The following is a 24306-nucleotide window of genomic DNA, read 5'->3' on the forward strand; positions in this document are numbered from 1 at the left end:
TGATGAATCTTTGCTTATGTCACCTCCTTTGCTGTACATCCGCAGCTTTGTCTTACGATTAATGTTGTAGGCAGGGTGACATGTTGAGGAAGCGTTCGGCCATTGAGACGGTCAAGCAGCAGTTTTACGCCTGTCCGGCCCATTTCTTCTGTGTATACCTTCACCGTCGTTAAAGGCGTGCTGGCAAATTCAGCTTCCTCAATGCCGTTAAAGCTGACAATTGCAGTATCCCGTGGCACTTGCAGTCCGGCTTCCTGCAGCGCTTTTAATGCGCCGATCGCCATAGAATCGCTGGCAATAAAGAATGCTTCCGGCAGATGGCTTTGATCGATTGCTTTCTTCATCAGGCGATAGCCCTCACGCATGCTGTATTCTCCGATCAGCACATGCTCAGGCTGGGGGGCGGCTGACTCCAAAAAAGCGGTCAGGCGTTTGTCTTCAATCGTTCTGCGAATGCTTTGGCCGTCCTTCAGCGTATGCTCTTTTTCTTGTCCGCCAATGTAGCCTAACCGTTTGTAGCCTAAGTCGAAAAGGTGATCAATCGCCTGGCGTGAAGCCGATTCAAAATCGATTCCAATCGAATCGTATGCTTGCGGATCTGGTGAATGATTGATAAATACGGCATGCTCCAGCCTTCCGCTGATATGCTTAACCGCTTCATCATGAACACGGCCGATGACAATGACACCATCCAATTCCCGAAGAATATGTTCCTGAAAGGAGCCGAGATGAATCGAATTTGTAATGAAAATTTCCTGTTCAAAGCATTCCTTTTCAATGCCTTTCCGAATGGAAGAAAAATAAGGGTCCTGCCTTTCCTGATCAGGGGACAGACAGCTCAGCACACCGATCAGCGGCTGGGCCCGCTGTTTTTGCCCGCGGGATTTTCGGCGTTTGGCAACGGTTTGATAACCAAGCTCTTCAGCGATGTTGACGACTCTTTGTCTCGTTTCGCCCGCAACAGAAAGCGACTCATCTTCATTTAAAATTCTGGACACAGTTGCGCTGGAAACATTAGCTTTCAATGCGATATCTTTAATACGAACCATGGGTCTCCCTCTCATCTATATTTAGTAAAATATTAACTCACCTGTTTTTGATAAATTGATACTATCATATAAAAGTAAGCGGTTACAATAATTATTTTCGGAATATTTCGTTATATTTACTAAATATTTAGTAAATGATGTGATTTATGTTGGAAAAATAAAGGGGAACCCAGATCTGTCTCGTAAATGTGAAGTAAGCGAATAAGGAAGGGTGATGGGATGAGAGCCGAAAGAAGAAAGCAACTGTTTCGATTGCTTGGTGATTTGCCTGATCGGAGGCCAATCAGTGTTGAGACATTACGTATTGAAGAAAGAGAAGAAAATATTGTTGAAACGCTCCTGCTCGATTTAAATGGACATGAAAAGGTACCCGCTTATTTTGTGAAGCCGAAGAAAACAGAAGGACCGTGCCCAGCCGTATTGTTTCAGCATTCGCATGGGGGCCAGTATGATAGGGGGAAAAGTGAGCTGATTGAGGGAGCGGATTATTTGAAAACGCCTTCTTTTTCTGATGAGCTTACTTCACTCGGATACGGCGTTCTTGCGATTGATCATTGGGGATTTGGAGATCGGCGGGGAAAAGCGGAAAGCGAGATATTTAAAGAAATGCTTCTCACCGGAAAAGTGATGTGGGGAATGATGATTTATGACAGTTTAAGTGCGTTAGACTATATGCAGTCACGCTCTGATGTTCAGCCTGACAGGATCGGAACCATCGGCATGTCTATGGGAGGTTTGCTGGCGTGGTGGACAGCGGCGCTCGATGACCGGATTAAGGTGTGTGTGGATTTGTGCAGCCAGGTGGATCATCATGTGCTGATCAAAACACAGAATCTTGACAGGCACGGCTTTTATTATTACGTCCCATCGCTTGCAAAGCATTTTTCCGCATCGGAGATCCAAAGCCTGATCGCACCGCGCCCGCACCTTAGTCTTGTTGGTGTACACGATCGGTTAACGCCGGCCGAGGGCGTGGACAAAATCGAAAAAGAATTGACAGCTGTCTATGCTGGACAGGGAGCTGCTGATTGCTACCGAGTGGTCCGTTCTGCTTCGGGACATTTCGAAACAGCAGTCATGAGGCATGAAGCTGTCCAGTTTTTGCAAAAGTGGCTGTGACTGTTATAAGAAATCGAAAAAGACCGTTTGTGTGAAAACGGTCTTTTTGTTTCCTTTTAACCAACTGCCATAAATCGATGCTTTCTTCTATTGACAGAAACAGGAGAGAATAATATATTCTAATTGTTAACCTTTAAATATAATAGGTTAACAATTAAAATGAGAAGCACTGCACGTTCTTCAGTTATCAGTGAAAGGGCGAGAAATGATGCAAGAAGAAACATTTTTTAGTGTCAGAATGAGGGCTTCTATGAATGGATCTCATGAAGACGGCGGAAAGCATATATCCGGCGGAGAACGGCTTATTCCTTTCCATGAGATGAAGCATACAGTCAATGCTTTATTAGAAAAAGGGTTATCCCATTCAAGAGGAAAACCTGATTTTATGCAAATTCAATTTGAAGAGGTATATGAATCGATAAAAACCATTCAGCCATTGCCTGTGCATACGAATGAAGTGAGCTGCCCGGAAGAAGGGCAAAAGCTGGCCCGATTGTTATTGGAAAAAGAAGGCGTTTCACGAGATGTGATTGAAAAAGCATATGAACAAATCCCTGAATGGTCAGATGTCAGGGGTGCGGTGTTGTTTGATATTCATACAGGAAAGCGAATGGATCAAACAAAAGAAAAAGGGGTGCGGGTCTCCAGAATGGATTGGCCGGACGCTAATTTTGAAAAATGGGCGCTTCACAGTCACGTGCCAGCTCATTCAAGAATAAAAGAGGCTCTTGCGCTCGCTTCAAAGGTAAGCCGGCACCCGGCAGCCATTGCAGAATTATGCTGGTCGGACGATCCGGATTACATAACAGGCTATGTTGCGGGTAAGAAAATGGGCTATCAGCGTATTACAGCAATGAAAGAATACGGGTCTGAAGAGGGCTGCCGAGTTTTTTTTATTGATGGATCCAATGATGTAAACACGTACATACATGATCTGGAGAAGCAGCCTATTTTAATAGAGTGGGAGGAAGATCATGACTCATGATTTGATAGAAAAAAGTAAAAAGCACCTTTGGCTGCCATTTACCCAAATGAAAGATTATGATGAAAACCCCTTAATCATCGAAAGCGGGACTGGAATCAAAGTCAAAGACATAAATGGCAAGGAATACTATGACGGTTTTTCATCAGTTTGGCTTAATGTCCACGGACACCGCAAAAAAGAACTAGATAATGCCATAAAAAAACAGCTCGGAAAAATTGCGCACTCCACGTTATTGGGCATGACCAATGTTCCAGCAACCCAGCTTGCCGAAACATTAATCGACATCAGCCCAAAAAAGCTCACGCGGGTCTTTTATTCAGACAGCGGTGCAGAAGCGATGGAAATAGCCCTAAAAATGGCGTTTCAGTATTGGAAGAACATCGGGAAGCCCGAGAAACAAAAATTTATCGCAATGAAAAACGGGTATCACGGTGATACGATTGGCGCCGTCAGTGTCGGTTCAATTGAACTTTTTCACCACGTATACGGCCCGTTGATGTTCGAGAGTTACAAGGCTCCGATTCCTTATGTGTATCGCTCAGAAAGCGGTGATCCTGATGAGTGCCGTGATCAGTGCCTCCGAGAGCTTGAACAGCTGCTTAAGGAACATCACGAGGAAATTGCCGCGCTTTCCATTGAATCAATGGTACAAGGCGCGTCCGGTATGATCGTGATGCCGGAAGGATATTTGGCAGGGGTGCGCGAGCTATGTACAACATACGATGTCTTAATGATCGTTGATGAAGTCGCTACAGGCTTTGGCCGTACAGGAAAAATGTTTGCGTGCGAGCACGAGAATGTCCAGCCTGATCTGATGGCTGCCGGTAAAGGCATTACAGGAGGTTATTTGCCAATTGCCGTTACGTTTGCCACTGAAGACATCTATAAGGCATTCTATGATGATTATGAAAACCTAAAAACCTTTTTCCATGGCCATTCCTATACAGGCAATCAGCTTGGCTGTGCGGTTGCGCTTGAAAATCTGGCATTATTTGAATCTGAAAACATTGTGGAACAAGTAGCGGAAAAAAGTAAAAAGCTCCATTTTCTTCTTCAAGATCTGCACGCTCTTCCTCATGTTGGGGATATTCGGCAGCTTGGCTTTATGTGCGGTGCAGAGCTTGTCCGGTCAAAGGAAACCAAAGAACCTTACCCGGCTGATCGGCGGATCGGATACAAAGTTTCCTTAAAAATGAGAGAGTTAGGAATGCTGACAAGACCGCTTGGGGACGTGGTTGCATTTCTTCCTCCTCTTGCCAGCACAGCTGAGGAGCTCGGGGAAATGGTTGCCATTATGAAACAAGCGATCCATGAGGTTACGAGCCTTGAAGATTGATTCCTGGTTGAACAAGCGGTTAGACAGAATGAAAGAAGACGGCGTACACCGTAACCTGCGGACAATGAATGGGGCACCGGTTCCAGAGAGGAACATTGATGGCGAAAATCAAACGGTCTGGTCCTCAAACAATTATTTAGGGCTCGCAAGCGATAGACGTTTGATCGATGCAGCCCAAACAGCATTGCAGCAATTTGGGACAGGAAGCAGCGGTTCACGTTTAACGACAGGCAATTCGGTCTGGCATGAAAAGCTAGAAAAGAAGATTGCCAGCTTTAAACGGTCAGAAGCGGCCCTGCTGTTTTCGAGCGGTTACTTGGCCAATGTCGGTGTCCTTTCATCCTTGCCAGAAAAGGAAGATGTCATTTTAAGTGACCAGCTCAATCATGCAAGTATTATCGACGGCTGCCGACTTTCTAAGGCTGATACAGTTGTTTATCGGCATATTGATATGAATGATCTTGAAAACAAGCTGAATGAAACACAGCGTTATCAGCGCCGTTTTATCGTAACAGACGGGGTATTCAGCATGGATGGCACAATCGCCCCTCTTGATCAGATCATCTCACTTGCGAAACGCTATCATGCCTTCGTGGTCGTTGATGATGCCCACGCAACAGGAGTTTTGGGCGATTCGGGACGAGGAACGAGTGAATACTTTGGTGTTTGTCCCGACATTGTGATCGGCACCTTAAGCAAAGCTGTTGGCGCGGAAGGAGGTTTTGCGGCAGGATCAGCGGTCTTCATCGACTTTTTGCTGAACCATGCCAGAACATTTATCTTTCAAACCGCTATTCCGCCAGCCAGCTGTGCGGCTGCTCATGAGGCTTTCAACATTATTGAAGCCAGCAGGGAAAAACGACAGCTTTTATTTTCTTATATCAGCATGATTAGAACCAGTCTGAAGAATATGGGTTATGTGGTAAAAGGAGATCACACACCGATTATTCCTGTAGTCATTGGCGATGCCCATAAAACGGTCATATTTGCTGAAAAACTGCAGGGCAAGGGAATTTATGCTCCTGCCATTCGGCCGCCGACCGTTGCGCCGGGTGAAAGCCGTATTCGAATTACAATCACGTCTGACCACAGTATGGGTGATATTGATGATTTGCTGAAAACATTTCATTCAATCGGAAAGGAGCTGTATATCATTTGAGGGGTTTTTTTGTGACGGGAACTGATACAGAAGTGGGGAAAACGGTTATATCCAGCGGTCTTGCTGCCTTATTGAAAGAACATAATAGAGATGTCGGGGTGTATAAACCATTTTTAAGCGGGATATCGCGTCATCATCCAGATAGTGATACTAGTCTGCTGAAAGGCATGTCGCAGACCGGTCTTTCTCATGAAGACATTACGCCTTTTGCCTTCAAAGCGCCACTTGCACCATACGTTGCAGGGAAACTTGAGGGAAAGACTGTCACCATGGAAGAGGTTTTAAGCCATTGGGGGCGGATTAGAGAAAAACATGAATGCTTCATCGTAGAAGGTGCGGGCGGTATTTCTGTGCCATTGGGAGAGGACTATTTGGTCAGTCATGTCATAAAAGCGTTGCAGCTTCCCATGATTATTGTGGCACGTCCTCACCTTGGAACCATTAATCATACCTTTTTAACTGTCAAATATGCAGAAAGCATGGGGCTTCCAATCGCCGGAATTATCATCAATGGAATCAGTGACTCTCCTGATGAAGATGAAAAAACCAATCCTGAGATGATTGAACGCTTATGCGGTGTGCCGGTTTTAGGGATTACGCCAAAGCTTGCCAACGTGACGAAAGAAACGGTTCTACATATGGTAAAAGACCATATCAATCTATCATTACTGATGAATCAAGTGGGGGTATGAGAATGAATCAATGGATGGAACTTGCAGACCGGGTGCTGTCTGGAGCAGAAGTGACTGACGAAGAAGCGCTTTCAATATTACATTGTCCTGACGAAGATATTTTGCTATTAATGCATGGAGCTTTTCATATCAGAAAACACTTTTATGGAAAAAAAGTAAAGCTCAATATGATTATGAATGCGAAATCCGGGCTCTGCCCGGAAAACTGCGGCTATTGTTCACAGTCTGCGATTTCGAAAGCGCCGATTGAGTCTTACCGGATGGTGAATAAGGAAACGCTGCTTGAAGGCGCGAAGCGGGCGCACGATCTGAATATCGGCACATATTGTATCGTGGCAAGCGGCAGAGGGCCGTCTAACAGAGAAGTGGATCAGGTCGTAGATGCGGTTCAGGAAATTAAAGAGACGTATGGACTGAAGGTTTGTGCGTGTCTCGGACTGTTGAAGCCAGAGCAGGCGAAGCGGCTCAAAGATGCCGGAGTAGACCGCTATAATCATAATTTGAATACGTCACAGAGAAACCATTCAAACATCACGACCTCACATACATACGATGACAGAGTCAATACGGTTGAAATCGCAAAAGAATCGGGGCTGTCTCCGTGTTCAGGCGCCATTATCGGGATGAAGGAGACGAAACAAGATGTCATTGACATCGCCAAAAGCTTGAAGGCTCTTGACGCGGATTCCATTCCTGTGAATTTTTTGCATGCAATTGATGGTACGCCGTTAGAAGGCGTCAACGAATTAAACCCGCTGTATTGTTTAAAAGTGCTGGCGCTGTTCCGTTTTATCAATCCATCAAAAGAAATTCGCATATCCGGAGGAAGAGAGGTCAATCTCCGCTCATTGCAGCCATTAGGGCTTTACGCCGCAAACTCCATTTTTGTCGGAGACTACTTAACAACTGCCGGGCAAGAGGAGACGGAGGATCATAAAATGCTGAGTGATTTAGGTTTTGAAGTTGAATCAGTCGAAGAAATGAAGTCCAGTTTAAGTGCGAAAAGCTGAAAGCATCAATAAAAGCAATCGGTATGATGTCGATTGCTTTTATTTTTGAACAGAAAGGAGAAAATCACGTGACAATTGCATCGTCAACTGCATCTTCTGAGTTTTTGAAAAACCCATATTCTTTTTACGACACATTGCGAGCTGTTCATCCTATCTATAAAGGGAGTTTCTTAAAATACCCGGGCTGGTATGTCACAGGATATGAAGAAACGGCTGCTATTTTGAAAGATGCGAGATTCAAAGTCCGCACCCCGCTGCCTGAGAGCCCAACCAAATATCAGGACCTTTCACATGTGCAAAATCAAATGATGCTGTTTCAGAACCAGCCTGATCATAGACGATTGCGGACGCTTGCCAGCGGAGCGTTTACGCCGAGAGCGACAGAGAGTTATCAGCCGTATATCATTGAAACTGTCCATCATTTGCTTGATCAAGTGCAAGGTAAAAAAAAGATGGAGGTCATTTCGGACTTTGCTTTTCCTTTAGCAAGCTTTGTCATAGCTAACATTATAGGTGTACCGGAGGAAGATAGGGAGCAATTAAAGGAGTGGGCTGCGAGTCTCATTCAAACGATTGATTTTACCCGGTCAAGAAAGGCATTAACAGAGGGCAATCATATGGCTGTGCAGGCTATGGCATATTTCAAAGAGCTGATTCAAAAGCGAAAACGCCACCCTCAACAGGATATGATCAGCATGCTCTTGAAGGGGAAAGAAAAGGATAAGCTGACGGAAGAGGAGGCGGCATCTACGTGCATATTGCTGGCGATCGCCGGACATGAGACAACGGTCAATCTCATCAGCAATTCAGTCCTTTGTCTGCTGCAGCATCCAGAACAGATTTTGAAACTGAGAGAAAATCCAGATCTTATTGGTACCGCAGTCGAGGAATGTTTACGCTATGAAATCCCCACGCAAATGACAGCCAGAGTTGCGTCAGAGGATATTGACATCAGCGGGGTGACGATCCGTCAAGGAGAGCAAGTCTATCTTTTGTTAGGGGCGGCTAATCGAGACCCAAGCATTTTCACGAACCCCGATGTCTTCGATATTACGAGAAGTCCTAATCCGCACCTTTCATTTGGTCATGGCCATCATGTTTGTTTAGGGTCCTCGCTGGCACGATTAGAAGCGCAAATTGCGATTAACACTCTTCTGCAGCGGATGCCCAGCCTTACGCTCGCGGATTTTGAATGGCGGTATCGGCCGCTTTTTGGATTTCGGGCGCTTGAGGAGCTGCCGGTGACTTTTGAATAAGCCTAAGAATGTGAGTGCCAAAAAAGTGTCAGCCCCGCCGAAAATGGGCAATCTATAAAAAAGGGGAGTGAATATCGTGAAAAAAGTGCTGATCGCCGGCGGAAATGGTGTGATTGGGAGACTGCTTGCTGAAGGGCTTATTTCAGACTATGAAGTGACAGTGCTTGATAAAGATCATTTCGATGGCAAAGCCTCTTCCATTCAGGCTGACGCGGCAAATTATGAGGAGCTGTTGAAGAAGATTCCAAAAGATACCGATGCCATCTTGAATTTACTCGCTGTTAAAATCAAATACGATATTATGGACATCGCTGAGTTTGAAAAAATGACGGATGTTTTCTATAGGGCAAGCTATTATCTGTGCCGTGCGGCAGCGGAGCTCGGCATTCAAAAGCTCGTGTTCGCCAGCAGCAATCATGTCACAGATGTATACGAAAAAGACGGGCGCTCGCTCTTAGGACGGGAAATCACAACAAGCGATTATCCGCTGTCAAAAAACTTGTACGGTGTATTAAAGCTGACCTCTGAACAGATCGGCCATTTGTTTTATTTGGAAAATAAGCTATCAGTAATCAACCTTCGAATCGGAACAGTCGTCACAGATGAAATGGATACGCTGCATGAAAAAGAACGGACGAAAAAGACACTGCTTTCTCACCCCGATCTGCTGTCGATTTTCAAAGCCGCCATTGAGACCAATATCCGGTACGGCACTTATTACGCCGTCTCTGATAATCCGGGCCGGCCATGGTCCATTGAATCTGCCGTGAATGAACTTGGGTTTTCGCCACAAATCAATACGGCCGAACTTCTGAACGAGGAGGAGAACGGAGCATAATCATTTTCTAAGATTATGCTCTTTTTCTTTTGTTATCGGTCTCAATTCGCGGCAGCCCCCGCCCGGCCGGGGACTCTGTTCAAATGATTATAGACATGGCAATCACAGATTTGCTACATTTTAGACACGATATCGTCACATGCTGAGCTCGGTTTTCAAAAATATGATAACGCTTACAAAGAGAGGTGGGAGCTATCGCACATTCACTGAAAAACCGTCTGTTTGATATGTTGATTTATGGTTTCTTGCTGATGTTCGCTTTAATATGCGTACTTCCGTTCATTCATGTCATCGCTGCATCTTTCGCCACAGTAGAAGAAGTCGTGTCGAAAACATTTATTTTAATACCGACCACTTTTTCGCTAGATGCTTATCGCTACATTTTTTCAACAGATATTATTTATAAGAGTTTGCTTGTTTCTGTGTTTGTGACAGTGATAGGCACTGCGGTCAGCATGTTTCTTTCTTCACTGATGGCTTACGGGTTATCCCGCCGTGATTTAATCGGCCGGCAGCCGCTCATGTTTCTCGTCGTATTTACGATGCTGTTTAGCGGCGGCATGATTCCGACTTTCCTTGTGGTCAAATCGCTTGGATTGCTCGATTCTTACTGGGCGCTTATTTTGCCGACAGCCATTAATGCCTTTAACCTGATCATTCTGAAAAACTTCTTTCAAAATATCCCGTCAAGCCTGGAAGAGTCCGCGAAAATTGACGGGTGCAATGATCTGGGCATATTCTTTAAAATTGTGCTGCCGCTGTCTCTTCCTGCGATCGCAACGATTTCACTATTTTATGCAGTCACGTATTGGAACACGTATATGACAGCGATCTTGTACTTAAATGATTCAGCAAAATGGCCGATTCAGGTGCTTCTGCGCCAAATCGTCATAGTATCAAGCGGTATGCAGGGGGATATGTCTGAAATGGGGTCGGGCAGCCCGCCGCCTGAGCAAACCATTAAAATGGCGGTCATAGTGGTGGCGACCATCCCGGTTCTGCTTGTCTATCCGTTTATACAAAAGCATTTTGCAAAAGGAGCTTTGCTGGGATCTGTCAAAGGATAAAGAAATATGAAACGGAGGGGTACGATGGGAAACAAATGGAGGGTGCATTTGATTGTGCTTGTACTGGCACTCGGCGGAGTGCTGGCGGGCTGTAAAGGGGCTGATCAGTCTTCGGCTGAAGGCAAAGCTGGCCCGGATTCAAAGGTAAAGCTGTCTTGGATGGCGATTTTGTATCACCAGCAGCCGCCGAAAGACAGGGCGATTAAAGAAATCGAAAAGCTGACAAATACAGAACTCGACATCACCTGGGTTCCAGACGCGGTGAAAGAAGACAGGCTGAATGCAGCGCTTGCAGCCGGCAATCTTCCGCAAATCGTGACCATCCAGGATATTAAAAATTCGTCAGTCATGAATGCCTTTCGGTCAGGAATGTTTTGGGAAATCGGCGATTATATCAAAGATTATCCCAACTTAAACAAAATGAACAAACTCATTAATAAAAATGTGACAATTGACGGCAAGCTCTACGGGATATACAGAGAACGTCCGCTTTCCAGACAGGGGATCGTCATTCGGAAGGACTGGCTGGACAATTTGAATTTGGAAACGCCGAAAACACTTGATGAGCTTTATGAAGTGGCCAAAGCGTTTACGGAGGATGATCCGGATAAGGATGGGAAAGACAATACATTCGGGCTGACAGACCGCAATGACTTGATTTACGGCGCGTTTAAAACACTCGGCTCTTATGAAGGCATGCCAACAGATTGGAAGGAATCAGGCGGCAAATTCACGCCTGATTTCATGACACAGGAATACAAAGACACGATGAACTATATGAAAAAGCTGCGGGATAATGGGTATATGAATAAGGATTTTCCCGTCACAAGCAAAACCCAGCAGCAGGAGCTGTTTTCTCAAGGAAAAGCCGGAATTTATATTGGCAATATGGTAGATGCGGTCAATCTGCGCGACCATGCCTCTGATAAATCGATGAAGCTCGAGATCATCAACCGCATAAAAGGCTCGGATGGGAAAGAGCGGGTATGGGCATCAGGAGGCCATAACGGCGTGTTTGCTTTCCCGAAAACGAGTGTGAAAACGGAAGCAGAGCTTAAACGGATCTTAGCGTTTTTTGACCGAATTGCCGAAGAAGATGTCTATAGCCTGATGACTTATGGCATTGACGGTGTTCACTACAACAAAGGAGAGGATAAAACGTTTACACGCAAAGAAAGCCAGGTAAAAGACTGGCAGACTGATATTCAGCCGCTGTCCGCTTTAATTGCCATTGATAAAGCCTACTTAAAAAACACTGGAGATCCGCTTCGGACGGCGTACGAGGAGCTGACCGAGGACAATGAAAAGATTATCGTCTCAAACCCGGCTGAAAGCCTGTATTCCGCATCGGAGTCGGAACGGGGTGATGAACTGAAGAAAATCATTGATGATGCGACCTATAAATATATGATTGGAGACATCACAGAAAGCCAGTTCGATAAAGAAGTGGAAAAATGGGAGTCAAGCGGAGGAAAACAAATTATTCAGGAATACGAAGAAGCGTTTAAACAAGCAAAATAACATTGGAAAAACCCAAAACGCGCAAGCGGTTTTGGGTTTTTTACATGCTTCTTTTTTGCTGGCGGTAGTTTCCCGGTGTAATCCCTTCCAGCTTCTTAAATGATCTGATGAAATTTTGCGAGTTTTTATATTTCAGCTTTTCGGCAATGTCCTTGACCGCCATGTCTGTTTCGGCAAGCCAGCTTTTTGCCATATGGTGTCGGTAGCTTGAGACATACTCGCTGAATGAAATACCCATTTCTTTTTTGAAAATGCTGCTTAAATAATTTGGGTTGTAATGCAGCCTGCGCGCGATTTCGTCCAGTGTCAATTCGGATTCAAACTCATGATGGATGATATGAATGATGTTGTCGGAAATATTTTTGTACTGGGCATCCGCGCGGGCGTTCACTTTGTCTGTCATCGGATCAATAAACTCATTCTTTAGCCAGTTTTCGGTATCCTCGAACGTTTTCAGCTCAAAAATTTGGTCATACAGCATTTTGTTTTCTTCAAGCTCAAACAATTCGATCCCGAGCACATGCATCAGCTCAATCACATGGTTCAAAAAACGGGCGATGGCGATTTGAAATTGATACGGGTTGGTGTTCTGGGTGAAAATGGCTTGCAAAATCGCGTGCAGGCATTTATCCGCTTTCTCCTTGTCTCCTGCTTTAACAGCATCAAACAGCTCATGCTGAAGCTGCTTTGGAAAATGGGTTTTGAAGGTTTTCTTCTGGTCAAGGTCTTCGTAAAAGATGATCGACTTGTTTTCCGCTTTAAGCCGGTATTTCAACGCTTCTGAGCCTTCCGCATAGGCTGTTTTCGCTTTTGTCAGCACATCAAACGGCTGGCTGATGCCGATGCTGACAGACAGCTGCAGCTCAGCTTCCGCTTTTTCCTGAATCATCCTTGCAGTCTCATTCAGCTCAGCTATGAATTCTTCTTTTGTCCCGCTTTGGTTGATCAAAATCGTCGCCTGCTGTTTGTCAACTACAGCGGGGGCAAGATGTTTGTCCGTCGGGATGGTGCGCTCAATCAGGCTGTTGACGGCAAACAAAAGCAGATCCATATCTTTTTTCTCATAAGGCGTATGATTCAGTGTGTCAATTTGGAGCACAAGCAGGGCAAGGTGCCGCCAATTTTGCTTTAAACCGAGGCTTTCAAAGCGGTTATCAACCTCCTCATCCGTCAGTTTTCCGAGCATAAGCCTGACCATAAAATATTGCTGCAGATGAGTGGCCTGCTGCTTCATCGTTTCCTCAAGGTCGTCATTTCTGTCCTTCAGCTGCTTAAAGCTCTGTTCAATTAACTCAAATTCATTTTGAGGAGGCTGTTGTTTCTCTTGTATGGCTCCATGTCTTGCGAATGATTCGTAAAGCACCCTGATCGGCTTGTAAAAATGGCGGGAGCCCAGCCAAGAGAACAATAATGAAAGCGTTAACAAAATAATGCATACTGTAAAAGTGATCCAGCCGATTGATTTGGCTTCTTTTTTTAGCTCAGGCAGGGAAACGAGAGAAAAATAAGTCCATGTATTATAGTCAGATTTTTGATAGGTAACTTTATAATGAATCCGGTCAATCACTGTTTCAAACTGTCCGCTATTGGCGGTTTGCGCCAGCACTTTTTGGACAAAGCCATCGTTATGAAGAGATTCACCGACGTCAGACATGTTGTTATGAAGGATGATGCGGCCTTTTTCATCGATGATAAACAGGTTGTTGGCGTTTGAATAGCCAGGCATATTTTTGACAAGCGAACAGCTCGGGATGCTTGCGGCGGCCAATCCCTTTGTATTTGTGCTGTTCAAAGGAAGCTGCTTAATTAAATTGATATTGTAGCGGCAGTTTTCTGCTGTGCCTTCTTTGGTTGAAATCAAATGATTGTTTTCCTCAAGCGTCCAATATGAGCGGCTCGCTTTGTGTTTCGTGTACGCTGAAGCTGCTTCATGAAGAGTGTCTGTATTCAACCGGTACAAACCGGAATTGTTCATGTACCATTTTTTCGTATAACTGACTAATGTCATGTTGGACAGGTCGGTATCAAAGCTTTGCAGATAATTGAGCTCTTGGTTCACTTGGTTATAGATTTGAAATTGGTCTGAGTGCAAAGGCTCGGACAATGTGCGAAGGAGAGGCGGCGAACTCACATAGTGGGTTAAAGAGTGATCGACGGTTTTCAATATATGTTCGATGCTTTGCTGGGTCTGCTGGAGTGTGTCGAATTTTTCCTCCGAAACGTTGGAAATAGCCGTTTTCTGGGAGTGCTCGTACGAAAACAATCCGACCAAAATAACCGGAATGGTGCTGAGCAGGCAGAAAAACGTGATCAGTTTGTAGTAAAACTTGTATTGGCTTCTTTTCATAAAACCCCCCATTTCATAACATCCACTTCACCTTAATACAATTAATCCAAAGATTGATAGATATTGTCAATAATCATTTTCTAATATCGGTGTCTTTTTTTCAGGTGGACCGTCTGAACCCTTGATTATAAAGGGATAAAACAGGATGTGATCATATGATTGTAGACGGACTTTTGCCTGCTGGGCTACAGTGAATGCAAGAACCCGTGAAAGGAGGCTAGGAAAAAATGAAAACAGCAGAAGCGCAAGCGCCGGCTGTTGATGCAGTCATTTTTAAAAAAGAAAAAAGAAAGCGCTTACTAAGTAAGCTGATTCAGCAAAAATATTTGTACTTGATGATTTTGCCGGGGTGTATTTATTTTTTGCTTTTTAAGTATATCCCGATGTGGGGAATTGTGATTGCGTTTCAGGATTATCAGCCGTTCCTCGGCATTTTGGGCAGTGAGTGGGTGGGGCTGAAGCATTTTATCAGGCTGTTTACTGAGCCTACATTTTTTCTCTTGTTAAAAAACACGCTCGTGTTATTTGCGTTGAACCTGGCCATATTTTTCCCGGTGCCGATACTGCTGGCGCTTCTATTGAACGAAGTGCGGATTGCTCTCTTTAAAAAATTTGTTCAGACGCTGATTTATATCCCGCATTTTATGTCTTGGGTCATTGTTGTATCGCTTTCGTTTGTGCTTTTAACGGTAGACGGAGGCTTGATTAATGAACTGATTGTGTTTTTTGGCGGTGAAAAAATCAATTTTCTGCTGAACGAAGAATGGTTCCGGCCCCTGTATATTCTGCAGGTTATCTGGAGGGAAGCGGGATGGTCGACGATCATTTATCTGGCGGCCATTACAGCGGTTGACCCCCAGTTGTATGAAGCGGCGAAAATGGACGGAGCGGGACGGCTGCGGCAAATGTGGCATATTACGCTGCCCGCCATTAAAAGCGTTATCGTCGTTTTGCTGATTTTGAAAATCGGAGACACGCTGGAGCTTGGCTTCGAGCATGTGTATTTGCTGTTAAATGCGACTAACAGGGAAGTGGCGGAAATTTTTGATACGTATGTTTATACTGCAGGGCTGAAACAGGGCCAATTCAGCTACAGTACAGCAGTCGGCGTATTTAAAGCGGCGGTCGGGCTGATTTTGGTCATGCTTGCGAATCGTTTGGCGAAGAAATTTGGCGAGGAAGGAATTTATTAAGAAAGGGATGGGATCAATGGATCAATCAATCGCTGTAAAATCGCCTCTTACGTACGCGGAGGCATTGGCAAAAACCATTATGAACACGTACACAGTCGAGGAGCTGCCTCCTGCAAACCGCTGGCACTACCATCAAGGTGTTTTCTTATGCGGTGTATTGCGGCTGTGGGAAGCAACCGGGGAAAAGCGGTATTTTGAGTATGCGAAGGCTTATGCAGATCTCTTAATCGATGATTATGGCAATCTATTATTTAGAAGAGATGAACTGGACGCCATTCAAGCGGGTCTCATTCTTTTTCCATTATACGAGCAGACGAAGGATGAGCGGTATGTCAAAGCGGCAAAAAGGCTGCGCGGCTTATATGGAACACTGAACCGGACGTCTGAGGGCGGTTTTTGGCACAAAGACGGTTATCCTTACCAAATGTGGCTTGACGGCTTATACATGGGGGGGCCGTTCGCACTGAAATATGCCAATCTGAAGCAGGAGCCGGAGCTGTTTGATCAGGTCGTGCTGCAGGAGTCATTGATGAGAAAGCATACGAAGGATGCAAAAACCGGACTCTTTTATCACGCCTGGGATGAAGCGAAAAAAATGCCTTGGGCCAATGAAGAGACAGGCTGTTCACCGGAATTTTGGGCACGTTCCATCGGCTGGTACGTCATGTCTCTTGCTGACATGATTGAAGAGCTGCCGAAGAAGCATCCAAACCGTCACGTGTGGAAAAACACGCTGCAGGACATGATTAAAAGCATCTGCCGCTATCAAGACAAGGAGACGGGGTTATGGTATCAGATCGTTGATAAGGGAGACAGGTCTGATAACTGGCTGGAAAGCTCAGGATCCTGTCTGTACATGTACGCATTTGCGAAAGGAATCAATAAAGGCTATCTAGACAGAGCTTACGAAACAACACTACTAAAAGCGTATCAAGGCTTGATTCAGCATAAAACCGAAACATCAGAAGACGGCGCGTTTCTCGTCAAAGACATATGTGTCGGAACGTCAGCCGGTTTCTATGACTATTATGTCAGCCGCGAAAGAAGCACAAACGATCTGCACGGAGCCGGCGCGTTTATTTTGGCTATGACAGAGCTGGAGCCTCTTTTTAGGTCAGCGGGGAAATGACAAAAAGGATACGGACGGCTTTGTGTGTGATCGTCTCAGTGCTCTTTTTGGCATCATGCTCAAGCAGGCCGGACGGAATGCATGTCATTCTCTTTTCTGATATGCAGGCTGGCGTACAGGAAAAAATAAAACAAGCCGCCGAGCAGAATGCCGGGAAGGTCGATATCTTTCCAGCTTTTCAGGAAAAACTGCTGACTGAAATTACCGCCCATGAAGGAGATGTTTTCATCGTGCCTGAAGACATGTTTCAAGCTTACGATGATCCGGAAAATTTTCAGCCGTTAAACGGATTGCCTCCTGAAAAAACATCTCCTTATACAACTGTTAATAAAAAATCAGGAGAAAAAACGATCTATGCCGTTCAGATCGAAAAAGGGAAAAAGCAGCTGAACGGCTATTCTTTTCGATTGAATCGCGATATGGCGGCGTTTATCCCTGTGTATGCTGAAAAAACAGAGGAAGCGCTGCAGCTGATTTCTCAACTAACTGAAGCCCGATAGAGGTGAGGATATTGAAGAACATCGTCTTTTGCGGATTGAGCAGCAGAGCATTCAGTATGTTTATCAAACCGCTGTTGGAGCGGTTTTCAACTCATTATGAGATTACGGGATTGCTGGATGCCGATCCGAAACGTTTTGCCGTTTGCAAGAAGAAATTTCCCGAGCTGGCCCACGTGCCCGAGTTTAGCGAAGATGCTTTTGACGAGATGATGCGCGTGTCAAAGCCTGATATCGTCATTGTGGCAGGCAGGGACGATACGCATGTCACATATATTGTAAAAAGCCTTCAGTGGGATACAGATGTAATTACTGAAAAACCAATGGTGACAACAGTGCAGGATGCGAATCGGGTGCTTGAAGCGGAGGCCAAAAGCGAAGGAAAAGTCACCGTCGCGTTTAACTATCGCTACAGCCCGTTTCATCGGAAAATAAAAGAAATGATTCTGGACGGAAAAATAGGCAGGGTCACCTCCGTTGATTTAAATTGGTATATTGATACGTATCATGGCGCCAGCTATTTTAAACGCTGGAACAGGTCTAGACAGTTTTCCGGGGGCCTTTCTGTCCATAAATCAACACATCACTTTGATCTCGTCAATTGGTGGCTCGGGCAAAATCCGGAAGAGGTATTTGCTTATGGCGCCTTGAATTACTATGGGCCGGACAGTGAGTGGAACCCCTTGCCGGAAGAAGACGGGCGTTTTTGCGGTACATGCCGGGTCAAAGAAAAATGCCACTACTATTCAAGGTGGCATCCCCGTTCCTCTAAAGCTTCTATAAAGGATGATCATCTCGAAGCAGGAGACCAGTCCAGCTTATATACTGCATACAGGCCTGACGCGTGTATTTTTGACGAGGAAATTGACATCGAGGATACGTACGTGGCGGCAGTCAAATATGATGGCGGCGCACTGTTAAGCTACTCGATTATTTTTTCGGCCCCGTATGAAGGCTACCGGCTGACGATCAACGGCACAAAAGGGCGTATTGAATCAAATGAATTTCACGAACCTTCCAGAATTCCGTTTGCTTTTCCTGAGCAGACAATCGAATACTATCCGCTTTTTGAATCAAAGCAGACGATACAAGTAGTCAAAAATGAAGGGGGGCATGGCGGAGGTGATCCGCTTTTGCTTGAGGATCTTTTTTTAGGAAAAGACCCGCTGCGCCGCTATGATATTTTAGCCGGGGCTGAAGCTGGAGCCTACTCCATCGCGGTTGGTGAGGGAATGTGGCGCTCGGTTGCCGAAAAGAAGCCGATCGGCATGAAAGAGCTTTTTCAGATGCAGAATGTATAATGCAAAAAAGGAGGGGGCGCCATGGAACATGATGGTTCACTGGGGCGGATGCTGCGTTTTTGCGAATGGATTATGAGATTTGCGTATACAAACTTGCTGTGGCTGTTTTTTACGTTACTCGGTCTCGGTGTGTTTGGCATCATGCCCGCGACCGCGGCTTTATTCGCTGTCATGCGGAAGTGGATCCAGGGGCAGGACAACGTTCCGGTGCTCAAAACGTTTTGGCAGGAATACAAGGGTGAATTTTTTCGTTCAAATCTGCTCGGCGCTGTACTGGCGCTCATCGGAGTGATCATTTATATTGATTTGGCCTTCATTTATCCAAGTCATTTCCTTTTGCACATCCTGCGCTTCGCCATTATGATATTTGGCTTTTTGTTCGTATCCATGCTTTTTTATGTGTTTCCGCTGCTTGTCCATTTTGACTGGAAAAAACGTCTGTATGTGAAATTTTCGCTCTTGCTCAGTGTGGCGTATTTGCAATATACGCTTGCTATGCTTGCGCTGACTGTTGCTCTCTTTTTCTTGCTTGCGTACCTGCCCGGCATTGTCCCTTTTTTCAGCGTCAGCCTGATCAGCTACTGTCATATGCGAATTGTTTATGCCGTGCTGCTGAAAGTGGAGCAGCACGGCGGCGAGCCACAGAGGGAATCCCATATACGGAAAGCTTTTTATCCGGAAACGAGATAATCATCATTTCTCTATCATAACGCTGTTCCAAACGGAATAGATTGATAGAGAAAGGAGAGCGGATAAAATGCTGAAGGTAGCGGTATTTGATGAAGAGCATGAAAAAGACTTACAGACGGAAATCAATTCATTTTTAAAAGGGATATCGGAGGAGCAGCTGATTGATATCAAATATACGGTTTCGGCAGCGTGCGACCCAGACGGCGAGCAGCTTTACTGTTTTTCCGCCCTTATCTTATATCGCAAATAAAAAGATCTTTCCGCAGGCGCGGAAAGATCTTTTTTGTTAATATGCTTTTTTCACTCTTGGACTTCTCGGTTTATCGAGTTTCTCCGCTTTTTTGATCTCTCTTCTTTCTTTTGAGAGCGATTGATAGAGAGAGGCAATCATCAGCAGGATAACGATAGAAAACGGCAGCGCTGCCAGAATCGCTGTGTTCTGCAAAGCGGCAAGCCCTCCGGAATATAGGAGCACAGCCGCCATGGCGGACTGAATGATACCCCAGCTGAGTTTCACAGAATTCGCCGGATTTAAAGAACCGTACGACGTCTGCATGCCCAGCACGAATGTAGCTGAATCTGCAGACGTGATAAAGAATACTGCGATCAGAATCAATGCAAGGATCGATGTTACCATTGTCAGCGGATAGTGATCAAGTGTTCCGAACAGCATCGTTTCAGTGGACAGCTTGGCTACATTGAACGTGCCTTTTTGCTGGAGATCCATGGCTGATACGCCGAAAATGGAGAACCATAGAAATGTCAAAATACAAGGTGTCACCAAGACACCGATTAAAAATTCGCGGATCGTCCGGCCTCTGGATACACGGGCGATGAAAATGCCGACAAATGGAGACCAGGAAATCCACCATGCCCAATAGAAAATCGTCCAGCTGTTAATCCATTCGCGTTTTTCAGGATCGTTCGGTGTCAGTCTGAAGCTCATTTGAACGATATTTTGAATGTATTGTCCGATAGAATCTGTAAATGAGTTCATGATCAGCACTGTAGGCCCGACAACGAGCATAAACAACATTAACAATCCGGCCAATACCATGTTTGTGTTGCTTAAATACTTAATTCCTTTTCCGAGTCCGCTCCACGCAGAAAGTAAAAAGAGCACTGTCACAATAATGATTAAAACCAATTGGACGATAAACGCATTCGGAATGCCGAACAGGTAATTCAAACCGCCGTTAATTTGGGTTGCGCCAAGACCAAGACTTGTTGACACCCCGACAACAGTGGCGAAAACTGCAATACAGTCAATGGCCTTTCCGATCGGTCCGTTTACTTTATCGCCGAGAATCGGTGACAGTGTGCTGCTGATTAACCCGGGCGCGCCTTTGCGGAATTGGAAATAGGCAATGCATAATGCCACAATGGCATAAATGGCCCAAGCGTGCAAACCCCAGTGGAAAAACGTATAGCGGAGTGCATCTCTGAAGGCTTGGGGGGTTTCTGTTTCACCTGATGGAGAGCTAATTGCGTAATGGCTGATCGGTTCAGCCGCACCGTAGAATACTAAGCCGATTCCCATGCCTGCGCTGAACAGCATGGCAAACCATGATAGTAACCCGAATTCCGGTTTTTCATCAGGCTTTCCGAGTTTGATTTTTCCGATCGGGCTGAAAATCAAAAAGAGACAAAACCCGACAAACAAAGAGACAACTAAAAGATAATACCAACCAAATGAATCGGTAATAAATGCTTGTGCCGATTGAGACACATTTTGCAGGCTGTCAGGAGAAATAACACCCCATAATACAGCTGCAGCTGTGATTGCAATCACAATCCAAAATACACTAGATATATGTTTCAACATTTCTCACCCTCTAATTTTTTGTGTACGCCTATATCTTGCTCGCAGGCTTAGTATGGTCGTACGATGGCAGCTCATTCCTCTCTTAAAATTACCCCGCAATCAGGTGAAACAAAACAAGTCTCACCCTAACATGAATGCGGGGAATGTTCAAATGTGAGTTTGGCGGCAAGGGATTTAAAGAGTAATGATTAAGAACGGGCGTATTGCCCGGCATTTAGCCCTGCAAGCCTGCCTGTGACAAGGGCGGAGGTAATATTGTATCCACCTGTGTAGCCGTGGATATCCAGAATTTCACCGCAAAAATAAAGCCCCTCCATTTTTTTAGAAGCCATCTTTTTCGGGTCAATTTCTTTTACAGATACCCCGCCTCCCGTGACAAATGCCTTATCAAGCGACAGTGTGCCATTTGCGAGGACAGTAAACTGCTTGCAGTCCCTTACAAATTGTCTGAAAGGATCCTTCGGCAGCTCAGAAAACGATACGTTCGGAGAGATGCCGTTTTTTTCGAGCAGGAATAGGAGATAGCGCTCCTGCATCCAAGGCTTCAGCACGTTTTTAATGGTTTTTTTCGGTGCTTCCTTCAGTTCTTTATACATCTTTTGGAAAAGCGTTTCTTCATTGATATCCGGATACAAGTCGATTCTGATCGGCACTTGAGGCTGTTTTTTCAGCTCTTTTACGACAAATTGGCTGCATCTGAGAATGGCAGGTCCTGAGAGGCCGAAATGGGTAAACAGCATGTCCATTTTATGTGTGATAATCGGTTTGCCTTTTTTATTTAACACACTGACGGCTACATCTCTTAGTGATAAGCCCTGAAGTGTTTTTTGCTTAATGAACGGTTCGGCAGAAGTGACGGGAACCTCTGTCGGAAACAGCTCTGTTATGGTATGGCCCGCGGCTTCAGCCCATTCATAGCCGTCTCCCGTGCTTCCGGTATGAGGCACGCTTTTACCGCCTACAGCGATAATGACTGCCTGGCTATGGATCATTTCGCCATTATTCGTCACAATCCCTGCTGCCTGTCCATCTTCATATAAAACAGATTTAATTTTCTCGTTCGTTCTGATTGTTACGCGGAGCTGCTTCAGCCTGTTTAACAGCGCGTCAACGACACTTTGGGCTTTGTCGGTAACAGGAAACATCCGGCCGTGATCCTCTTCCTTCAATTGAATGCCGAGGTTTTCAAAAAACTTGATAATGTCTTCATTATTAAATTCAGAAAACGCGCTGTATAAAAAACGCCCGTTGCCGGGGATGTGCTTGATAATTTCTTCCACAGGAAGGCGGTTCGTCACATTACAGCGGCCGCCCCCGGAAATCGCGAGTTTCCGTCCTAATTTATTTCCTTTATCTATCAGCAACACGCCAGCGCCCTGTTCTCCTGCTGCAATCGCAGCCATCAAGCCTGAAGGGCCTCCGCCGATTACGATTACGTCATATTGTTTCATCTTTATCATCAACTTTCTTTTCATTTCGTGTGTGGACACCCCGTCCGCAGTACTATTATAGCGAAAGAAAGCCGCTCCTTAAACGTCTTTTGCCGCGGACATGAATGTTCACAGGATTGCTTTTGTATTTATTACCGTCTAAATGCCCAGTTGTGGTAAAATAGAAAAGTTGAATCTTCGTAGAAAATGGTGATGAAGAAACATGTCAAGCAAACTGTTAAGAGGCACGTTTGTATTAACGCTCGGTACATATATATCGCGGATTCTGGGGATGGTCTATTTAATTCCCTTCAGCATTATGGTCGGGGCGACAGGCGGTGCATTATTTCAATACGGATACAACCAATACACTTTATTTTTGAATATTGCTACGATGGGCTTTCCGGCCGCTGTTTCTAAATTTGTTTCCAAATATAATTCAAAAGGGGATTATGAGACAAGCAGGAAAATGCTCAAGGCGGGCATGTCGGTTATGCTCGTCACAGGAATGATAGCCTTTTTCATTCTGTATCTATCGGCTCCGATGTTTGCGGAAATATCGCTGGGAGGCAAGGATAATAACGGCCTGACAATTGATCATGTCGTTTATGTCATCCGCATGGTCAGCTTAGCGCTTTTGGTCGTACCGATTATGAGCCTTGTCCGCGGATTCTTTCAAGGGCACCAAATGATGGGTCCGACAGCTGTTTCCCAAGTCGTTGAACAGATTGTCCGCATCATCTTTCTATTGAGTGCGACATTCTTGATTTTGAAGGTTTTCAACGGCGGCCTTGTCATCGCTGTGGGCTATGCAACCTTCGCAGCGCTGATCGGTGCCTTCGGAGGGCTGGTCGTGCTTTATATTTATTGGAACAAACGGAAGGGCAGCCTGCTGGCGATGATGCCGAATACGGGTCCGACAGCAAACCTAAGCTACAAGAAAATGTTTTTCGAGCTGTTCAGCTATGCTGCTCCGTACGTTTTTGTCGGACTAGCCATCCCTTTGTATAACTATATTGATACAAATACGTTTAACAAAGCGATGATTGAAGCCGGTCATCAAGCCATCAGCCAGGACATGCTTGCGATTCTAACCCTGTATGTTCAGAAGCTCGTGATGATCCCGGTTTCCCTAGCAACTGCTTTCGGACTGACATTAATTCCAACGATTACTGAATCGTTTACAAGCGGAAACTATAAGCTATTAAATCAGCAGATTAATCAAACGATGCAGACGATCCTGTTTTTAATTATTCCGGCTGTTGTCGGGATCTCTCTATTGTCAGGACCGACGTATACGTTCTTTTACGGGTCAGAGAGCCTTCACCCTGAACTGGGGGCAAACATTTTGCTATGGTATTCGCCAGTCGCAATTCTGTTCTCTTTGTTTACAGTCAACGCAGCCATTTTGCAGGGCATCAATAAGCAAAAATTTGCGGTTGTCAGCCTTGTGATTGGCGTCGTGATCAAGCTTGTGCTGAATGTTCCGCTGATCAAGCTGATGCAGGCTGACGGAGCGATTTTAGCGACGGCGCTTGGATATATCGCTTCCCTTTTATATGGGTTTATCATGATTAAGCGCCATGCAGGCTATTCGTATAAGATACTAGTTAAACGAACTGTTTTGATGCTGGTCTTATCAGCCATTATGGGTATTGCCGTGAAAATCGTGCAGTGGGTATTAGGCTTCTTTATTTCCTATCAGGATGGCCAGCTGCAAGCTGCGATTGTTGTGGTGATCGCGGCCGCTGTTGGCGGAGCTGTCTACCTGTATTGCGGCTACCGATTAGGATTTTTGCAGAAAATTTTAGGCCGCCGTTTGCCAGGTTTCTTAAGGAAAGGCAGACATGCAGGCTGATGAA

The 24306-nt window shown here is 45.2% G+C and carries 21 protein-coding genes; 17 read left to right on the forward strand and 4 right to left on the reverse strand.

Going from position 1 to position 24306, the window contains the following annotated elements:
- Positions 1-14 precede the first annotated feature (14 nt).
- Entirely contained in the window at positions 15-1049 is a 1035-nt protein-coding gene (locus ACQVGT_RS05860) for a LacI family DNA-binding transcriptional regulator (RefSeq protein WP_015384418.1), read from the reverse strand.
- Between the two features lie 219 nt (positions 1050-1268).
- Here ACQVGT_RS05860 and ACQVGT_RS05865 point away from each other — a divergent pair, with 219 nt between their 5' ends.
- The 10 genes from ACQVGT_RS05865 (at position 1269) to ACQVGT_RS05910 (ending at position 12032) form a co-directional block, all read left to right on the forward strand.
- Positions 1269-2168 (forward strand): dienelactone hydrolase family protein, encoded by a 900-nt coding sequence (locus tag ACQVGT_RS05865; RefSeq protein ID WP_015483583.1) that lies wholly within the window; start codon positions 1269-1271, stop codon positions 2166-2168.
- 208 nt (positions 2169-2376) lie between these two features.
- Entirely contained in the window at positions 2377-3153 is a 777-nt protein-coding gene (bioW, locus tag ACQVGT_RS05870) for a 6-carboxyhexanoate--CoA ligase (RefSeq protein WP_015384416.1), read from the forward strand.
- Complete coding sequence (gene bioA / locus ACQVGT_RS05875; RefSeq protein ID WP_015384415.1) at positions 3143-4489, forward strand: adenosylmethionine--8-amino-7-oxononanoate transaminase; 1347 nt, start codon at positions 3143-3145, stop codon at positions 4487-4489. The genes bioW and bioA overlap by 11 nt, the downstream gene beginning before the upstream one ends.
- Positions 4479-5648, forward strand: a complete 1170-nt coding sequence (gene bioF / locus ACQVGT_RS05880) for an 8-amino-7-oxononanoate synthase (protein WP_015483582.1) — start codon at positions 4479-4481, stop codon at positions 5646-5648. Before bioA ends, bioF begins: the two co-directional genes overlap by 11 nt.
- On the forward strand, positions 5645-6340 hold the full coding sequence (bioD, locus tag ACQVGT_RS05885; RefSeq protein ID WP_015483581.1) for a dethiobiotin synthase: 696 nt from the start codon (positions 5645-5647) through the stop codon (positions 6338-6340). The genes bioF and bioD overlap by 4 nt, the downstream gene beginning before the upstream one ends.
- A 2-nt stretch (positions 6341-6342) precedes the next feature.
- On the forward strand, positions 6343-7350 hold the full coding sequence (gene bioB, locus ACQVGT_RS05890; RefSeq protein ID WP_015483580.1) for a biotin synthase BioB: 1008 nt from the start codon (positions 6343-6345) through the stop codon (positions 7348-7350).
- Between the two features lie 68 nt (positions 7351-7418).
- Complete coding sequence (gene bioI, locus ACQVGT_RS05895; RefSeq protein WP_041518253.1) at positions 7419-8606, forward strand: biotin biosynthesis cytochrome P450; 1188 nt, start codon at positions 7419-7421, stop codon at positions 8604-8606.
- Positions 8607-8682: 76 nt separating this feature from the next.
- Positions 8683-9444: an NAD-dependent epimerase/dehydratase family protein gene (locus tag ACQVGT_RS05900; RefSeq protein WP_003245974.1), complete on the forward strand. Its 762-nt coding sequence runs from the start codon at positions 8683-8685 to the stop codon at positions 9442-9444.
- Positions 9445-9650: 206 nt separating this feature from the next.
- A complete protein-coding gene (locus tag ACQVGT_RS05905) occupies positions 9651-10511 on the forward strand; it encodes a carbohydrate ABC transporter permease (protein WP_015251420.1) in 861 nt (286 codons plus the stop codon).
- Between the two features lie 24 nt (positions 10512-10535).
- On the forward strand, positions 10536-12032 hold the full coding sequence (locus tag ACQVGT_RS05910) for an extracellular solute-binding protein (RefSeq protein WP_015483578.1): 1497 nt from the start codon (positions 10536-10538) through the stop codon (positions 12030-12032).
- Between the two features lie 40 nt (positions 12033-12072).
- Here ACQVGT_RS05910 and ACQVGT_RS05915 read toward each other — a convergent pair whose 3' ends face one another.
- Positions 12073-14391: a helix-turn-helix domain-containing protein gene (locus ACQVGT_RS05915; protein ID WP_015384409.1), complete on the reverse strand. Its 2319-nt coding sequence runs from the start codon at positions 14389-14391 to the stop codon at positions 12073-12075.
- A gap of 215 nt (positions 14392-14606) precedes the next feature.
- Between ACQVGT_RS05915 and rmgP the strand changes: the two genes are divergently transcribed.
- From rmgP to ACQVGT_RS05945, 6 genes are all read left to right on the forward strand, one after another.
- Positions 14607-15572: a polygalacturonan/rhamnogalacturonan ABC transporter permease gene (gene rmgP, locus ACQVGT_RS05920; RefSeq protein WP_015384408.1), complete on the forward strand. Its 966-nt coding sequence runs from the start codon at positions 14607-14609 to the stop codon at positions 15570-15572.
- Between the two features lie 7 nt (positions 15573-15579).
- A complete protein-coding gene (rmgQ, locus tag ACQVGT_RS05925) occupies positions 15580-16701 on the forward strand; it encodes an unsaturated rhamnogalacturonyl hydrolase (protein ID WP_015384407.1) in 1122 nt (373 codons plus the stop codon).
- Positions 16698-17201, forward strand: coding sequence for a rhamnogalaturonan transport/degradation protein RmgS (gene rmgS, locus ACQVGT_RS05930; RefSeq protein ID WP_080109044.1), 504 nt, complete (start codon positions 16698-16700; stop codon positions 17199-17201). The genes rmgQ and rmgS overlap by 4 nt, the downstream gene beginning before the upstream one ends.
- An 11-nt stretch (positions 17202-17212) precedes the next feature.
- Positions 17213-18499, forward strand: a complete 1287-nt coding sequence (locus ACQVGT_RS05935; protein ID WP_015483575.1) for a Gfo/Idh/MocA family protein — start codon at positions 17213-17215, stop codon at positions 18497-18499.
- Positions 18500-18520: 21 nt separating this feature from the next.
- The gene (locus ACQVGT_RS05940; RefSeq protein WP_015384404.1) at positions 18521-19189 is read left to right on the forward strand and encodes a YesL family protein; all 669 of its coding nucleotides are present in this window, start codon (positions 18521-18523) and stop codon (positions 19187-19189) included.
- 67 nt (positions 19190-19256) lie between these two features.
- Complete coding sequence (locus tag ACQVGT_RS05945; protein WP_003223398.1) at positions 19257-19439, forward strand: sporulation protein Cse60; 183 nt, start codon at positions 19257-19259, stop codon at positions 19437-19439.
- A gap of 36 nt (positions 19440-19475) precedes the next feature.
- Here the strand turns inward: ACQVGT_RS05945 and opuD are convergent, their stop codons facing one another.
- Positions 19476-21014 (reverse strand): glycine betaine transporter OpuD, encoded by a 1539-nt coding sequence (opuD, locus tag ACQVGT_RS05950; RefSeq protein WP_015384403.1) that lies wholly within the window; start codon positions 21012-21014, stop codon positions 19476-19478.
- A 188-nt stretch (positions 21015-21202) separates the two neighbouring features.
- A complete protein-coding gene (locus ACQVGT_RS05955) occupies positions 21203-22465 on the reverse strand; it encodes a BaiN/RdsA family NAD(P)/FAD-dependent oxidoreductase (RefSeq protein ID WP_015483573.1) in 1263 nt (420 codons plus the stop codon).
- A 202-nt stretch (positions 22466-22667) separates the two neighbouring features.
- Between ACQVGT_RS05955 and murJ the strand changes: the two genes are divergently transcribed.
- Positions 22668-24302, forward strand: coding sequence for a lipid II flippase MurJ (murJ, locus tag ACQVGT_RS05960; RefSeq protein WP_014480588.1), 1635 nt, complete (start codon positions 22668-22670; stop codon positions 24300-24302).
- The last annotated feature ends 4 nt before the right edge of the window (positions 24303-24306 follow it).

The sequence above is a fragment of the Bacillus sp. SCT118 genome (genome assembly GCF_058566435.1).

Bases quoted from the DNA above. Each gene is read 5' to 3' on its own strand.
- ACQVGT_RS05860 (WP_015384418.1), bottom strand. From the start codon at position 1,049: ATGGTTCGTATTAAAGATATCGCATTGAAAGCTAATGTTTCCAGCGCA.
- ACQVGT_RS05865 (WP_015483583.1), top strand. From the start codon at position 1,269: ATGAGAGCCGAAAGAAGAAAGCAACTGTTTCGATTGCTTGGTGATTTG.
- bioW (WP_015384416.1), top strand. From the start codon at position 2,377: ATGCAAGAAGAAACATTTTTTAGTGTCAGAATGAGGGCTTCTATGAAT.
- bioA (WP_015384415.1), top strand. From the start codon at position 3,143: ATGACTCATGATTTGATAGAAAAAAGTAAAAAGCACCTTTGGCTGCCA.
- bioB (WP_015483580.1), top strand. From the start codon at position 6,343: ATGAATCAATGGATGGAACTTGCAGACCGGGTGCTGTCTGGAGCAGAA.
- ACQVGT_RS05910 (WP_015483578.1), top strand. From the start codon at position 10,536: ATGGGAAACAAATGGAGGGTGCATTTGATTGTGCTTGTACTGGCACTC.
- ACQVGT_RS05915 (WP_015384409.1), bottom strand. From the start codon at position 14,391: ATGGGGGGTTTTATGAAAAGAAGCCAATACAAGTTTTACTACAAACTG.
- rmgP (WP_015384408.1), top strand. From the start codon at position 14,607: ATGAAAACAGCAGAAGCGCAAGCGCCGGCTGTTGATGCAGTCATTTTT.
- rmgQ (WP_015384407.1), top strand. From the start codon at position 15,580: ATGGGATCAATGGATCAATCAATCGCTGTAAAATCGCCTCTTACGTAC.
- rmgS (WP_080109044.1), top strand. From the start codon at position 16,698: ATGACAAAAAGGATACGGACGGCTTTGTGTGTGATCGTCTCAGTGCTC.
- ACQVGT_RS05940 (WP_015384404.1), top strand. From the start codon at position 18,521: ATGGAACATGATGGTTCACTGGGGCGGATGCTGCGTTTTTGCGAATGG.
- ACQVGT_RS05945 (WP_003223398.1), top strand. From the start codon at position 19,257: ATGCTGAAGGTAGCGGTATTTGATGAAGAGCATGAAAAAGACTTACAG.
- opuD (WP_015384403.1), bottom strand. From the start codon at position 21,014: ATGTTGAAACATATATCTAGTGTATTTTGGATTGTGATTGCAATCACA.
- ACQVGT_RS05955 (WP_015483573.1), bottom strand. From the start codon at position 22,465: ATGAAACAATATGACGTAATCGTAATCGGCGGAGGCCCTTCAGGCTTG.
- murJ (WP_014480588.1), top strand. From the start codon at position 22,668: ATGTCAAGCAAACTGTTAAGAGGCACGTTTGTATTAACGCTCGGTACA.